The following is a 14,329-nucleotide window of genomic DNA, read 5'->3' as shown; positions in this document are numbered from 1 at the left end:
CATGAATTTCGAAAAAATTGAACAAGCCTATACCTATCTATTGGAAAACACTCAAAGTATTCAAAATGAATTGTCGACCAACTTTTATGACGCCTTGATTGAACAAAATACCATGTATTTGGATGGCAAGACGGATCTAGACATTGTTAAAAACAATAGCAAAAAATTAAAAGAATTAGGTTTAAGTAAGGAAGAATGGCGCAGAGCCTACCAATTTCTATTTATGAAAGCTGCTCAGACAGAACCTTTGCAAGCGAATCACCAGTTCACACCGGATGCGATTGGTTTTATCATTACATTTTTGATCGATCAGTTGGCTAAAAGCGACCAACTGGATGTCTTAGAAGTGGGAAGTGGGACCGGAAATCTCGCTGAGACTATTGTCAATAATAGTCGTCTCAAGATCGATTACTTAGGGTTGGAAGTGGATGATCTCTTGATTGACTTATCTGCTAGTATCGCAGATGTGATGGAGTCTAGCGTTGTCTTTGCACAAGGAGATGCGGTGCGTCCGCAAGTGTTGAAAGAAAGTGACTTGATCGTTAGTGATCTTCCGATTGGTTACTATCCAGATGATGCGATTGCACAGCGCTATCAGGTAGCGAGCTCCGAAGGCCATACCTATGCCCATCACCTCATGATGGAACAGGCTTTGAAATACCTGAAACCTCAAGGAGTAGCTATCTTTTTAGCCCCCAATAACCTCTTGACGAGCCCTCAGAGTGATCTTTTAAAAGTTTGGTTGAAAGACAAGGCTCAACTCCTTGCCATGCTGATCTTGCCAGAATCTCTTTTTTCAAATCCAGCCTATGCTAAGACGATTTTCGTCCTACGAAAACAAGAAGAAGAGTCTGTTCAGCCCTTTGTCTATCCGTTTACCGATCTCCAGAATCAAGACCAGGTGGTTCACTTTATGGAAAGTTTCCAAAACTGGTTAAAGGATAGTGAAATTTGATCAAAGATCTGATATAATAGAGGAAGTGAAAACGCTTAATGAGGTGAATATATGTCGAAAACAATTTCTATTAATGCAGGAAGCTCTAGTTTGAAATGGCAATTGTACCAAATGCCAGAGGAAACTGTTCTTGCAAAAGGGTTGATTGAACGGATCGGTTTGAAGGATTCTATTTCAACTGTTAAATTTGATGGACGCTCTGAAAAACAAGTATTAGATATCCAGGACCATACACAAGCTGTAAAAATTTTGTTGGATGATTTGATTCGTTTTGATATTATCAAATCCTACGATGAGATTACAGGTGTGGGCCACCGCGTCGTTGCTGGTGGAGAATACTTCAAGGATTCTGCCTTGGTAGATGACGAAGTCCTTCGAAAAGTAGAAGAATTGTCTTTATTAGCACCTCTTCATAATCCTGCAAATGCAGCTGGAATTCGTGCCTTTAGAGAGATTTGTCCAAATATTACCAGTGTTGTGGTATTTGATACTTCTTTCCATACAACCATGCCGGAAAAAGCTTATCGTTACCCTCTTCCAACCAAATATTACACAGAAAATAAGGTCCGTAAGTACGGTGCTCATGGGACCAGTCATCAGTATGTAGCTGGTGAAGCTGCTAAACTTCTTGGGAAACCATTAGAAGAATTGAAATTGATCACCTGCCACGTTGGAAATGGTGTATCTGTTACAGCAGTTGACAAAGGAATCTCTGTCGATACCTCAATGGGTTTCACCCCTCTAGGTGGAGTCATGATGGGAACCCGTACAGGGGATCTCGATCCAGCGATTATTCCTTACTTGATGGAACATACAGAGGATTTCAGTGAGCCTGAAGATATCAGCCGCATCCTCAATCGTGAATCAGGTCTTCTGGGTGTTTCTGAATCTTCTAGCGACATGCGGGATATTCATACAGCGATGCAGAATGGAGACGAAAAAGCTAAATTGGCTTACGATATCTTTATCGATCGTTTGCAAAAATACATCGGTCAATACTTGGCTGTCTTGAACGGTGCAGATGCCATCATCTTTACAGCAGGAATCGGTGAAAATGCAGTAAACGTTCGTTCTTCTATTATCAATGGGATCAGCTGGTTTGGCTGCAAGGTCGACCCTGAAAAGAACGTCTTTGGAGTTGTTGGAGATATTTCCACAGATGATTCCCGTGTGAAGGTATTGGTTATTCCAACTGATGAAGAGTTGGTGATTGCGCGTGACGTTGAACGTTTCAAAAATCAGTAAACTGAAATAAAGTGAGAAGGCTGGAGGCGAAAGCCCCAGCCTTCTTATTTTATACAAGAAAGAGGTTGTCCATTGAAAAATATACAGTCTTTTGTTCGAGAGCACCCATTATGTAAGAATGCCCTCTGGCTCCTGCTTTTTATGCCCTTATTCTTTCTCTCACAATTTCCCCTCATCACCATGGTTTATTCCCTTCAAGAAGGAATGGATGCAAGGTGGGTCACCATCCTCACTCTCTTGGTGACAGTGGCGGTGCTCTTTGTTTTTTATAGGGTCATTAAGATGAGCCCTCTGGAGAACTTGGATGTTCGGGTCATAACCTGGCCGGCTCTGGGGAGAAATTTTCTTTTTCTTCTCTTGTTGATGGCTAATAACCTGCTCGCCTATCCCTTGTTGAAACAAGAGGCAGGTGGTACGACGGCAAACCAAGCGGCTCTGAATGAACTACAATCTCATGCTCCTTTTCTTGCTATGGGCATGGTCGTGATCCTTGTCGCTCCGATTCTAGAAGAGCTGCTCTGTCGGGCCATCATCCCTCGTTTGATCTTTCGAGGGGCAGAACCGATCGGTTACCTAGCCGGTGCTCTCTTTTTTACTTACTTGCATGGTCCGAGTACCCTAGGGGAATGGGTAGCTTACGGAGGCATGTCCTTGATCTTAACTTGGGTGGCTTATCGCTACAAGCGGATCGAGTATAGCATTTGCCTTCATATGACCTTGAATGCGCTGGCCTATTACTATCCGGTGGTCATACTCCTTTGTTTATTGCCAGTATGGAGAGTTTTCTTCCATGATAAATTATGATAAAATGGTAGGTACCAATGAGTTTTGATGCAGAACCATCCTACAGAAGGTCAGATAAAATCAGAAATCCGTATGGAGAGTAGACTCAGAGGTTTAGAACACTTGTTCTAGCCTCTTTTATTCGCAATCATGCTGTAGGAAGGGAATCAAAGGAGAACGAAAATGATTGATAAAAAATGGCTGAGTGGCCAAGGGACCCTTCTTTGCGGGATCTTAAATGTCACTCCGGATTCATTTTCTGATGGCGGTAAGTATACGAGTGTGGATGCAGCCTTGCAGCAGGCGAGAAAACTGATCCAAGAAGGAGCTCAGATCCTCGATATCGGAGGAGAATCAACCAGACCAGGTAGTCATTATGTAGAGATCCAAGAAGAGATTGACCGTGTGGTTCCGGTGATCGAAGCCATTCGGAAAGAAAGTGATGTCTTGGTCTCAGTGGATACCTGGAAGTCCCAGGTGGCGGCGGCAGCGCTCGAAGCTGGAGCTGATATTGTCAACGATATTACTGGTTTTCTTGGAGATCCTAAGATGGCTGCTGTGGTTGCGGAGCATGAAGCCAGCGCGGTTCTCATGTTTAATCCAGTGATGGCAAGACCGCATCATCCAAGTTCCACTATCTTTCCACGTTTTGGTTTCGAACCAGTCTTTTCAGAGCAAGAACTTCAACAGATGGCTCAAGAGCCGATTCAAGACGTGATGTGGACCTTCTTTGACCGCTCGCTTGCGGTCGCAAAAGAAGCCGGTGTCCAGACGGAACGGATCATGCTAGACCCTGGGATCGGCTTTGGTTTGACCAAGCGCGAGAACTTACTCTTATTACAAGAACTTGGGACGATTCACCAAAAGGGGTATCCGATCTTTCTAGGGGTCTCCCGCAAACGCTTTGTGGTCAATATTATTGAAGAAGCTGGATTTGAGACAGATCCTGCAACGGAGACTGGTTTTTGGAATCGGGACCTGGCTTCGAGCCATTTGACGAGTATTGCAGCTAGTCAAGGAGTCGAAGTGGTGCGGGTGCATGATATTCCCCTACACAAGATGGCAGCCAGTCTGGGCCAAGCCATTTTCCAAGCCCAAGAGGCAGCAGATACTAATTTAAAACAATACAAGTAAATGAAGACAAAAGAACATCAGTTGGATCTTCGTTGGCTAGAAGCCTATCGTTCCCAAGATCCACATTTCGGCTTGGAGCGCATGGAAGCTCTCTTGGCTTTGAGAGGAAATCCTCACCTAGACTGTCGGGTCATTCATGTTGCGGGGACTAATGGCAAGGGCTCTACCATTGCTACCTTGTCCCAACTTTTGAGGCAGGCAGGTTTACGCGTTGGAGTCTTTACCTCTCCTTATCTGATCCATTACAATGACCAGATCACCATTAATGGCGAAGCCATCTCCGATCAAGACCTGCAAACCTATCTGGATAGCTACCAACAGCTCTTGGAAGCTGAAGAATCAAGAGACATCTTTCAAGGTTTGACGGAATTTGAAGTGATGACGGCGATCGCCTATGATTATTTTGCTCATGAGGAGCTGGATTATGTGATTATGGAAGTCGGTATGGGGGGACGACTAGACAGTACTAACGTCTGCCAGCCCGTTCTGACCGCGATCACTTCGATTGGCTTGGATCATGTCGCCCTTCTTGGGCCAGATCTGGCTTCCATCGCCCGTGAAAAGGCTGGCATCATTAAGCCAGGAATTCCTCTGGTTCTAGGGAAATTAGAAACAGAAGCCAGCCAAGTCATTGAAGGCATTGCGATTCAGAAGCAGGCACCGATAACAGCCTATGACAGAGATTACCAAGTTGAGCTAGAGGCCTCTTGTTTATCGGGCCAATCCTTTTCTTATCACAGTTCCAAAAGAAAAAAAGCCTCCTATCAAGTAGCGCTCTTAGGTCATCACCAGGCCAGCAATGCAGCTCTTGCGATCAGTATCTGTGATGTACTTTTTGAAAGAGAAGGGCGTGAACTCTTGTCAAGAGAGTTAGTGGATGAGGCCTTGCATCAAGTCGTCTGGCCTGGCCGGATGGAAGTGGTCTCGCAGAATCCCATGATCTTGCTAGATGGGGCCCATAACCCCCACGCCGTTGCGCCTTTAATCGCAAGTCTTCGGGAACTTTTCCCAAGTCAAAAAAAGACCATTCTTTTTACCTGCATCCGGACCAAAGCCTTAGAAGAGATGCTCATTCAGTGGCAGAAACTAGAAAATAGTCGCTTGATCCTCACGAGCTTTGAAGATCCAAGAGCCTATTCTCAAGAAGAGATAAGAGCTGCTGCGAAAAACCATCAGCTTGAGGAAGTCAACTGGCAAGAGTTTCTACAAAACTGGCAAGCTAAAGGTGATGAGCTCCTCATTGTAACGGGGTCGCTCTACTTCCTTAGCCAGGTACGACCTTATTTATTAAAAACAGAAAAATCCAACTAGGAGATGATATGGATACAAAGAAAATTGAAGAAGCAGTGAAAATGATCATCGAGGCAGTCGGTGAAGATGAGAACCGTGAGGGACTTCAGGAAACGCCGATCCGCATTGCAAAGATGTACCAAGAAATCTTTGCAGGACTAGGGCAGACAGCAGAAGAGCACCTGTCTAAATCATTTGAAATCATTGATAACAATATGGTGGTCGAGAAGGATATCTTCTTCCATTCCATGTGTGAGCATCACTTTTTGCCATTTTATGGAAAAGTGCACATTGCCTACATTCCAAATGGTCGTGTGGCTGGGCTTTCAAAACTGGCTCGTACGGTCGAAGTATACGCTAAAAAACCACAGATTCAGGAACGTTTGACGGTAGAAATCGCAGATGCCTTGATGGAATATCTTGGAGCACAAGGAGCACTTGTCTGGGTAGAAGCAGAGCACATGTGTATGAACATGCGTGGTGTCCGTAAACCTGGGACCGCTACAGTGACAACTGCTGCGCGTGGACTGCTTGCGACAGATAAAGACTTAAAAAATGAAGCCTATAAACTCATGGGCCACTAATGGCTGGCTATAAGAGGTGAAGAGAGTGGATCAATTACGGATCAAGGACTTAGAGGTATACGCCTATCACGGTGTTTTTCCAACAGAAAAAGAATTAGGACAACGCTTTGTCCTAGACCTATGGGTAGATTATGAGATGACTCGTGCTGCCCGCACAGGTGATTTGGAAGCTTCGATCCATTATGGGATCTTGGCGGAACAGTTGACTGAGTGGATGCAGGCAGAAAAGATCGATCTGATTGAAACGGTGGCCTTTCAGTTGGTTCAAAAGATTTTCGAAAGCTATGCCTTCGTAGAAAAAGTTCGTCTGGAGTTGAAAAAACCTTGGGCTCCTGTTCCCTTGCCATTAGAGACTTGTTTGGTGACAATCGAACGGGAGAAAAAACGGGCCTTTATTGGGCTTGGCACCAATATGGGAGATAAACAACTGCAACTAGAGACGGCGCTAGAAAAAATCAAGGATCGAGGCATTCGACTTCTTCAGACATCCACAAGGATTGAAACAGAACCTTGGGGAGGAGTGGAGCAGGACACCTTTTTGAATCAGGTGGCAGAAGTTGAAACCTGGATGACCCCAGAGGATTTATTAGAGGCTTTACTTGCCATTGAGCAGGAAATGGGACGTATCCGTGAGGTCAAGTGGGGACCACGTGTGATTGATTTAGATCTGCTCTATATGGAGGACACCATTTGTTACAGTCCGAGCTTGATCTTGCCACATCCTTATGTGGCAGAACGTGCCTTTGTCCTAGAATCTTTGAATGAAATTGCTCCTCATTTTGTGGACCCTGTTCAAAGAAAGGCCATTCGCCAATTATGGGAGGCTGTCAAATAGTCCCTCTTCTTTGCATCATAAAAAAACAATCCCTGTTCGAGGGATTGTTGAGATTGAAGACAAAGTCTTATTAAAAAACTTTCCTTAGGTGAGTACGGATGTCAGCGAACTTCTACGAAGTTCCATGACTAATTATTGAGCCTAAGGTCTCAATAATTCCGAGTGCCTGAAACTGTATTGTTTCAGGAACTTTTCTCACAGCGGAAAATTTCAGAATATAATTGAATAACTATAACGAGTATAATTTTTAAAGAATTGATTAGATTTTATTAAAGATTCGTTTCTCTACGCTCTCAACAATCCCTCTAGTAGGAATTGTTTTTGTTTGTCTTAGTTTATTTACGATACAAGCGATCGTACTGGTAGACAGGGTCCATGGTGACATTGATCCCGAGCTTGCGAAGGACATTCTTGTCTTCGTCTGTCAGCATCACGGTTGAGTGGGCTTCGCTACCTTTCAACTTGCCTAATTCTTGCATAGCAAGATTAGCATCTTCGTTGCTCATGGCTGTAATGGCAAGGGCAATGAGGATCTCATTTGAGTGAAGACGAGGGTTGCGGCTACCCAAATGATTGATCTTCAAGCCTTGGATCGGTTGGACGTATTCTGGCTCGATTAATTTGGTTTCTTTATCAATATGCGCCAATTTCTTGCTTGCATTGATTAAGAGAGCTGCGGTTGGGCCAAAGAGATCAGAGGTTTTTCCGGTTACCATCTCGCCGTTTGGTAATTCAAGGGCCAAGGCTGGCTCGCCTGTTTCTTCTTCTTTCTGACGAGCAAGAATGGTCACTTTCCGGTCATTTGGAGTAATCCCTAAATCATTCATCAAGAGCTCAATCTTCTTGACAGCTCCTTCACCGACGCGTTCGGCTTTGACATCCAAAATAGTTTGGTAATAGCGACGGATGATTTCTTGTTGGGAAGCTTCAATCGCAGCGTCATTGTCCACAATGGCAAAGCCAACCATGTTGACGCCCATGTCTGTTGGAGAAGCATAAGGAGAGGTTCCTAAGATGCGTTCCAACATTCGCTTCAAGACAGGGAAGATTTCGATATCGCGGTTGTAATTGACCGTTGTTTCCTCATAGGTTTGAAGGTGGAAAGGATCGATCATATTGACATCGTCTAGATCTGCAGTCGCTGCTTCATAAGCCAAGTTAACTGGGTGGTGCAAAGGAAGATTCCATACTGGGAAGGTTTCAAACTTGGCATAACCTGATTTGATCCCATTTAATTGGTCATGGTACATATTGGACATACAAGTTGCAAGCTTACCAGAACCAGGTCCAGGAGCTGTCACAACGACCAAATTGCGGCTAGTTTTGATGTAGTCATTTTTCCCCATCCCTTCAGGAGAGATGATGTGGTCCATATCAGTCGGATAGCCCTTGATCGGATAGTGGAGATAAGAGGCGATCCCGCTCTTGTCCAGTTGTTTGCGAAAGGCATCTGCTGCAGCTTGTCCAGCATATTGGGTGATTACGACAGAGCCTACAAAAATCCCCAATTCATTGAATTTGTCGATCAAACGCAGTACTTCTTGGTCATAAGAAATTCCTAGATCCCCACGGGCTTTTGAGTGCTCAATGTTGTTGGCGTTGATGGCAATGACAATTTCCACCTGGTCGCGCAATTCTTGTAGCAGCTTGATCTTATTGTCTGGTTCGTATCCAGGGAGGACACGAGCAGCGTGAAAGTCTTCTAACATCTTACCACCAAATTCAAGGTAGAGCTTGCCATCGAATTGGTTGATCCGCTCAATAATGTGGTCACGTTGCAAGTTCAAATACTTTTCAGAACTAAAAGCTTGTTTTTTCATGTAAAACTCCTGTATATAAGCGAAGGGTCTGCCACACGAATCCAAGGATGAGTGTTCCGTTCCCTACCATTTCATTCTTTCATATTATATCAGAAAACAGATGGAAGATAAAATATTCTAAGATACTTTCCTAAGGGGAGTGTGGATGCCAAAGGGCTTAATGGTGACTCACGCTGGAAAGTTTCAAAGAGAACCTTGTTTCCCCCCTAAAAAAGCCCCTTACGGGGCTTCGTGATCGATGTTGTTTAATAGTGTTTGATCAAATCAACTGTAGAGCGATCCAATTTCTTAACCAATGCTTGCAAGAAGGCTTGCGCTTGCAAGAAATCATCCATGGCATAGAGGGTTTGGTGAGAGTGGATGTAACGGGCACAGACACCAATGGTGGTAGATGGCACTCCACCATTCTTCAAGTGTGCGGCACCGGCGTCGGTTCCACCCTTACCACAGTAATATTGGAATTTGATGCCCGCTTCTTCAGCAGTAGTGAGCAAGAAATCTTTCATATTTGGTAGCATGATGTGACCTGGATCGTAGAAGCGAAGCAGTGTTCCTTCCCCAATCGCACCTTGGTCTCCAAAGACATCGGCCGCTGGCGAACAGTCTACAGCAAGGAAGATTTCAGGATCAAATTTAGTGGTTGAAGTGTGGGCACCACGAAGTCCTACTTCTTCTTGAACGTTAGCCCCTACATAGAGTTCGTTGTTTAAAGCTTGTCCAGAAAGGCTCTTGGCCAATTCGCTGACCATCAAGACGCCGTAGCGGTTATCCCATGCTTTGGAGATGACGTTTTTACCATTAGCAGTGAGAATCGCAGAGCTATCTGGGACCAAGGTATCTCCAGGACGAACCCCATAGCTTTCAGCTTCGGCTTTAGAGCTAAAGCCTGCATCAAAGACGATGTCGCTAATGGCAGGTACGGTTGGTCCACCTGTACCACGTGTCAAATGTGGAGGAACAGATCCGGAAATAGCAGGGTATTCACGTCCATCACGTGTAAAGAGTTTGAAGCGTTGGCTGCTAACGACCATCGGATTCCAACCTCCGATTGGGACAACACGGAAAGTTCCGTCAGCTTTGATTTCGCTGATCATAAAACCAACTTCGTCCATGTGGGCAGCTACTAAGATACGAGGAGCGTCGGCAGTTGTTGAGTGTTTGACTCCAAAGATCCCACCGAGACCATCTGTCACGATTTCGTCCACATGAGGGGTCAATTGTTGGCGCAAATAATCCCGTACAGGAGCTTCATGACCTGAGATAGCAGGGATTTCAGTTACTTCTTTGATTTTAGAAAATAAATCAGTCATAGGTTACCTTCTTTCTGATGCTATTTTATCACTTTTTCTACAAGGATGGTAGCGTTATTATAGAAATCGGTCCCGAAAAACTGAAGGAGGAGATCCAGCCTAGACCATTGTCCCTCTGCTTATTTTGTGTTACAATAGGCACTATGAAAGCTAAAAAAATTATTTTGTCTAGTCTGGCTGTAGCAAGTGCAGGAGCTCTTGCGGCCGGTGTTTATAAAATTGCCAAAGATCAAAAGCGTCTCCGTACTCAAGAAGAGTTGGTAGCAGAAGTACGGGAGCAAATGGAAGCTATGGGGACGATTGCGACCTTGTATGTGGAACTCTACGAGTCTAGTGAAGAGCGTTTAGTAGGAGGCGTCATTTTTGAAGATGAGCGCCATTACCGCTTTGTCTATGAGGATGGTCTTTTGCAGTACGAAGAGGAAAAACTATGATTACACCAAATTCTCTAGAAGAAATTGCTTCTTGTGTAGAGCAAGAGGGCAAGAAAGTCTTTGTCTTTTCAGCTGACTGGTGTGGGGATTGCCGTTATCTCAAGCCTTTTTTGCCGGAGATTGAGGCTGAAAATCCCGAATTTACCTTTATCTTAATTGACCGAGATGCCTATATGGATCTGGCGAAAGTCTGGGATGTTTATGGGATCCCTAGTTTGGTGGTTCTGGAAAAGGATAAGGAAATCGGACGGTTTGTCAATCGGGATCGGAAAACTAAAGCCCAGATTACAACATTCTTAGCAGGATTAAAATAGGAGAAGAACATGATTGTAACATACAACAAAGAACAAGTTGGCGATGTATTGATGCTGACCTTGAAAAATAGTGGAGATGCAAAGCTCGCGGTGGAGAGAAAAGGAAAAGTGGCTCGCGTTTTCCGTGAGGACAAGCAAGAAACCGTTGCCTGGAATATCTTTGATGCCTCATCTTTCTTCGCCATCGAAGGCAAGGGCCAAGTCTTTTTGACAGATGAGCAAGTGGATCGTTTGAACCAAGAATTGGAAAAAGAAGGCTTCGCAGAACGTTTGGTCAATGATCTGGAACCAAAATTTGTGGTGGGAGAAATCCTTGAAATGGTAGCCCATCCAGATAGTGACCACTTGAATATCTGCCAAGTAGCAGTTGGACCAGATAAGACAGTTCAGATCGTAGCAGGAGCTCCAAATGCGCGAGTGGGTCTAAAGACCATTGTCGCTCTTCCAGGTGCCATGATGCCGGATGGCAGCTTGATTTTCCCAGGGGCCCTTCGTGGAGAAAAAAGTTATGGCATGATGTGCAGTCCTCGCGAATTGCACTTGCCAAATGCTCCTCAAAAACGAGGCATTATTGAATTGGATGATGCAGAAGTAGCAGGGACACCTTTTGATCCTGATCGTCACTGGCACGAATAAAGAGAAGAATCTAGGATGTTTTGAATCCTAGATTTTTTTGATTTTGATTTGTCACCTCCATTTTTTGAAATTTTTTCGAATAAATAGATAGGAGGTAAATGATGTATAATAAAGTTATTTTAATCGGTCGCTTGGTGGCGGCTCCAGAATTGCACAAAACCAGCACAGATAAATCCGTTGCCCGAGTGACTGTTGCAGTCAATCGTCGCTACAAGGATCAAAACGGGGAGCGAGAGACTGATTTTGTTAATGTCGTTGTCTGGGGGAAATTGGCTGAAACCATGGCTAGTTATGCTAGCAAAGGGAGCCTGATCTCTTTGGATGGAGAGATTCGGACGCGCCGCTACGAGAAAAATGGGGTCATGCAGTATGTGACAGAGGTCCTCTGCCAAAGTTTTCAGTTGCTAGAGAGCCGCGCTCAGCGAGCGATGCGTGAAAATGGTGGAACGGGAGATTTAGCCGATATCATCTTAGAAGAGGAAGATCTTCCTTTTTAGAAACAAAAAAAGAAAGCTGGTTCGTTTATAGACCAGCTTTTTTGATACTTGGTAGGGATTTCATTCGGGAATTACTCTTTTAAAAACGAATCAAATAAATGCATCTGTACAATAAAAGCCAGCATTTATCTTGAAAAAGTAGTAGAATAAAGTAATATATATTCAAAATTTTCAGAAAAGGAATGGAGTTTGAAGGAGAAAGAAGAAAGAAAAGAACGGTTGAAATGGCTGCTAAAACGGGTTTTACTGGTGATTCCAGTGACCTGCATCCTCTTGTGGATCTATGCCGTTTGTCAAACCAGTAGCATCAAGGATCAGACCAAGATCGGTGTCACATATATGACCATGAACAATGAGTTCTATAAAAGTATTCATTCGGAAATTAGTCGAATTGCCGATGAGAAAGGAGCTCTTGTTTATGTCCGAGATCCGGAATTGGATGAAAAAAGGCAGAGCCAGCAGATCGATGATTTTTGCGCTCAAAAAGTAAATGTGATTGTGATTAATCCGGTCAAAGGGGATAGTCAGCCGATTTTAAGGGCTCTTAAAAAAGCTAGAAAACAAGGAATTAAGATCATTGCAGTTGATACCCAGCTGAAGCATTTTAAGCCGGATGCCAGCATTGTCTCCGACAACTACCAAGCAGGAGTCTTGATTGCGAAAGAGCTGATGAAACGCTCTTCAAATGCTCGGATCCTTCTCTTGGAGCATAAGGGGACTGTTTCAGCAGATACGCGGATTCAGGGATTTAAGGATACCATCAAAGGACATGGGTCATATGAGATTATCTCGGAACTAGAAACCAAGGGTCAGACGGAGATCGCTATGCCAGCTGTCCGTAAGTTCTTGCAGTCAGGGGGGAATGTCGATACTCTAGTCTCCTTGAATGACCGTTCAGCTATAGGAGCTTTAGCAGCGATCAAGGAGCAAGGGATCACCCATCCCATTGCGATCTATGGGATTGATGGTTCACCAGATATGAAAGCCTTGCTGCACTCGACAGATGATGTCGTAGGAACCGTTGCCCAGTCTCCGTTGAAGATGGGAGACCGGGTGATGGAGGTCATCCAAGATATGGCTGATGGGAAGAGCTACCAAAAAGAAATAACCATTCCGGTTCAAATGATGACAAAGGAAAACATCGATCAATTTGATGTGAATGGGTGGCAGTAATGAGAAAATTTAGAGGTGTGAGATACAGTTTGGCCATTCTGATGGTCGTGAATTTTATCGCTGTGATGCTCAACAGTATCATCTATCTTCAAGCAACCAATTATATCATTGCTCAACGACAAGCTTCCCTATTAGTAGAACGCTTAGAGCGCATTCCTTTTGCGCCCTCTACAACTTTTTGGTTGTCTGCACTCTTATTTGCTGGGATTGCCTTGATCTCCATGAGTCGTTATCGGTCTCAAACGAGTCGATGGTCCATTTTTGATAAGTGGAATATTCTGGAGATCCTCCTGATGTTGCTCTTGATGTGGGTCCAAAATGTAGCTTATAACGGGCTTATTCTCTTGGTTTTTGCGGATATCTTCTATGGTTCCAAAGAGTTGAATACCAAGCGAGACCGCAAGTATTGGTTTGCCTTTATCCTAGTGAGTTTCTTGATGCTTCTTGTGACCAATTCAGACGTCTTTTCGCTTTTCTTTCCGATTCCTTCTCTGGATGTCTATATTCATTTTTACCCTGCCTCCATCCGGATTCTGGCCTTTTTCTTAAAGAATTCCCTCTATGCCTTGAATATGGTGCTCTTCATTATTTCGCTTTTGTTCTATATTATGAATGTTCTTGCAGAAAACCACGAAGTAGAAGAAGAGTTGGCCATGGTTTCGAAGGTGAATACGGAGTTGAACAACTATATGGCCTTGTCTGAGAAGATTGCAGAAGATCGGGAGCGCAAGCGGATTGCTCGGGAGATTCACGATACCTTGGGGCATGCGCTAACAGGGATCTCGGCAGGCTTAGATGCTGTCGGAGTCTTGATTGATATCGATCCCAATCGGGCAAAAGAGCAGGTAAAAAGCGTATCAGAAGTTGTCCGGGAAGGAATCCAGGATGTGAGAGGCTCTCTCAACCGCCTCCGTCCAGGTGCCCTTGAGGGACGAACCCTCAAAGATGCTTTAGAAAAGATGATCCGCGAGTACCAGACGCTTTCCAAGTTGCAGGTTGATTTACACTATGAATGGGTCGATGTCGATATGGACGTCATGATTGAAGATACGATCTTTCGTGTGATCCAAGAGTCTATGACCAATGCGGTTCGCCACGGCCATGCCAGTCAGATGAGCCTTCATTTTTTTGAGGATGAAGAAGATTACCTGATCGAGTTGCAGGACAATGGGGTTGGGTTTGAAACCTTGACTTATGGCTATGGACTCAAACAGATGATGGAGCGTATTTCCATCCTGGGAGGACAGCTTCAATTTGAAAGCCGCGATGGATTTTTCACGCGCGTCAGTTTACCGAAATATAAAGAAGGGAGATAAGAG

Annotated in this window: 15 protein-coding genes; 13 read left to right on the top strand and 2 right to left on the bottom strand. The window is 44.4% G+C overall.

The window, feature by feature from the left end:
- The first annotated feature begins 1 nt into the window (after position 1).
- From O3642_RS07665 to folK, 7 genes are all read left to right on the top strand, one after another.
- Positions 2–955 (top strand): class I SAM-dependent methyltransferase, encoded by a 954-nt coding sequence (locus O3642_RS07665; RefSeq protein WP_371605729.1) that lies wholly within the window; start codon positions 2–4, stop codon positions 953–955.
- A gap of 51 nt (positions 956–1,006) precedes the next feature.
- Positions 1,007–2,200 carry an acetate kinase gene (locus O3642_RS07660; RefSeq protein WP_003013749.1) on the top strand — a complete coding sequence of 398 codons (1,194 nt, stop codon included), beginning with the start codon at positions 1,007–1,009 and terminating at the stop codon, positions 2,198–2,200.
- A gap of 72 nt (positions 2,201–2,272) precedes the next feature.
- Entirely contained in the window at positions 2,273–3,004 is a 732-nt protein-coding gene (locus O3642_RS07655; protein ID WP_371605728.1) for a CPBP family intramembrane glutamic endopeptidase, read from the top strand.
- Positions 3,005–3,166: 162 nt separating this feature from the next.
- Complete coding sequence (gene folP, locus O3642_RS07650; RefSeq protein WP_371605727.1) at positions 3,167–4,117, top strand: dihydropteroate synthase; 951 nt, start codon at positions 3,167–3,169, stop codon at positions 4,115–4,117.
- Positions 4,118–5,428: a folylpolyglutamate synthase/dihydrofolate synthase family protein gene (locus O3642_RS07645; RefSeq protein WP_371605726.1), complete on the top strand. Its 1,311-nt coding sequence runs from the start codon at positions 4,118–4,120 to the stop codon at positions 5,426–5,428.
- 8 nt (positions 5,429–5,436) lie between these two features.
- Positions 5,437–5,991 (top strand): GTP cyclohydrolase I FolE, encoded by a 555-nt coding sequence (gene folE / locus O3642_RS07640; protein WP_003013598.1) that lies wholly within the window; start codon positions 5,437–5,439, stop codon positions 5,989–5,991.
- A 25-nt stretch (positions 5,992–6,016) separates the two neighbouring features.
- The gene (gene folK, locus O3642_RS07635; RefSeq protein ID WP_371605725.1) at positions 6,017–6,826 is read left to right on the top strand and encodes a 2-amino-4-hydroxy-6-hydroxymethyldihydropteridine diphosphokinase; all 810 of its coding nucleotides are present in this window, start codon (positions 6,017–6,019) and stop codon (positions 6,824–6,826) included.
- A 335-nt stretch (positions 6,827–7,161) separates the two neighbouring features.
- On the opposite strand, the gene O3642_RS07630 is transcribed toward folK, so the two are convergent.
- Both O3642_RS07630 and pepA read right to left on the bottom strand, forming a co-directional pair.
- Positions 7,162–8,646 (bottom strand): DUF1846 domain-containing protein, encoded by a 1,485-nt coding sequence (locus O3642_RS07630; RefSeq protein WP_371605724.1) that lies wholly within the window; start codon positions 8,644–8,646, stop codon positions 7,162–7,164.
- Between the two features lie 245 nt (positions 8,647–8,891).
- The gene (gene pepA / locus O3642_RS07625; protein WP_371605723.1) at positions 8,892–9,956 is read right to left on the bottom strand and encodes a glutamyl aminopeptidase; all 1,065 of its coding nucleotides are present in this window, start codon (positions 9,954–9,956) and stop codon (positions 8,892–8,894) included.
- 143 nt (positions 9,957–10,099) lie between these two features.
- On the opposite strand from pepA, the gene O3642_RS07620 reads away from it, so the two are divergent.
- The 6 genes from O3642_RS07620 (at position 10,100) to O3642_RS07595 (ending at position 14,326) form a co-directional block, all read left to right on the top strand.
- Positions 10,100–10,390: a DUF4651 domain-containing protein gene (locus tag O3642_RS07620; protein WP_150905154.1), complete on the top strand. Its 291-nt coding sequence runs from the start codon at positions 10,100–10,102 to the stop codon at positions 10,388–10,390.
- Positions 10,387–10,704 (top strand): thioredoxin family protein, encoded by a 318-nt coding sequence (locus O3642_RS07615; RefSeq protein WP_371605722.1) that lies wholly within the window; start codon positions 10,387–10,389, stop codon positions 10,702–10,704. The genes O3642_RS07620 and O3642_RS07615 overlap by 4 nt, the downstream gene beginning before the upstream one ends.
- Before the next feature lie 9 nt (positions 10,705–10,713).
- Positions 10,714–11,340 (top strand): YtpR family tRNA-binding protein, encoded by a 627-nt coding sequence (gene ytpR / locus O3642_RS07610; RefSeq protein WP_151379294.1) that lies wholly within the window; start codon positions 10,714–10,716, stop codon positions 11,338–11,340.
- 101 nt (positions 11,341–11,441) lie between these two features.
- Positions 11,442–11,837, top strand: coding sequence for a single-stranded DNA-binding protein (locus O3642_RS07605; protein ID WP_003004675.1), 396 nt, complete (start codon positions 11,442–11,444; stop codon positions 11,835–11,837).
- Positions 11,838–12,026: 189 nt separating this feature from the next.
- Positions 12,027–13,010, top strand: a complete 984-nt coding sequence (locus tag O3642_RS07600) for a substrate-binding domain-containing protein (protein ID WP_369088039.1) — start codon at positions 12,027–12,029, stop codon at positions 13,008–13,010.
- The gene (locus tag O3642_RS07595) at positions 13,010–14,326 is read left to right on the top strand and encodes a sensor histidine kinase (protein WP_037607173.1); all 1,317 of its coding nucleotides are present in this window, start codon (positions 13,010–13,012) and stop codon (positions 14,324–14,326) included. Before O3642_RS07600 ends, O3642_RS07595 begins: the two co-directional genes overlap by 1 nt.
- Positions 14,327–14,329 lie beyond the last annotated feature (3 nt).

It is taken from the genome of Streptococcus sp. 27098_8_66 (genome assembly GCF_041431945.1).
Classification (GTDB): Bacteria; Bacillota; Bacilli; order Lactobacillales; family Streptococcaceae; genus Streptococcus; species Streptococcus dentalis.
This window is presented reverse-complemented; position numbering and strand designations above follow the sequence as displayed.

Excerpts from the sequence above, each read along its gene's own strand:
- ytpR (WP_151379294.1), top strand. The coding sequence starts at position 10,714 with ATGATTGTAACATACAACAAAGAACAAGTTGGCGATGTATTGATGCTG.
- folE (WP_003013598.1), top strand. The coding sequence starts at position 5,437 with ATGGATACAAAGAAAATTGAAGAAGCAGTGAAAATGATCATCGAGGCA.
- pepA (WP_371605723.1), bottom strand. The coding sequence starts at position 9,956 with ATGACTGATTTATTTTCTAAAATCAAAGAAGTAACTGAAATCCCTGCT.
- O3642_RS07605 (WP_003004675.1), top strand. The coding sequence starts at position 11,442 with ATGTATAATAAAGTTATTTTAATCGGTCGCTTGGTGGCGGCTCCAGAA.
- O3642_RS07665 (WP_371605729.1), top strand. The coding sequence starts at position 2 with ATGAATTTCGAAAAAATTGAACAAGCCTATACCTATCTATTGGAAAAC.
- O3642_RS07660 (WP_003013749.1), top strand. The coding sequence starts at position 1,007 with ATGTCGAAAACAATTTCTATTAATGCAGGAAGCTCTAGTTTGAAATGG.
- O3642_RS07615 (WP_371605722.1), top strand. The coding sequence starts at position 10,387 with ATGATTACACCAAATTCTCTAGAAGAAATTGCTTCTTGTGTAGAGCAA.
- folP (WP_371605727.1), top strand. The coding sequence starts at position 3,167 with ATGATTGATAAAAAATGGCTGAGTGGCCAAGGGACCCTTCTTTGCGGG.
- O3642_RS07620 (WP_150905154.1), top strand. The coding sequence starts at position 10,100 with ATGAAAGCTAAAAAAATTATTTTGTCTAGTCTGGCTGTAGCAAGTGCA.
- O3642_RS07645 (WP_371605726.1), top strand. The coding sequence starts at position 4,118 with ATGAAGACAAAAGAACATCAGTTGGATCTTCGTTGGCTAGAAGCCTAT.
- O3642_RS07630 (WP_371605724.1), bottom strand. The coding sequence starts at position 8,646 with ATGAAAAAACAAGCTTTTAGTTCTGAAAAGTATTTGAACTTGCAACGT.
- O3642_RS07595 (WP_037607173.1), top strand. The coding sequence starts at position 13,010 with ATGAGAAAATTTAGAGGTGTGAGATACAGTTTGGCCATTCTGATGGTC.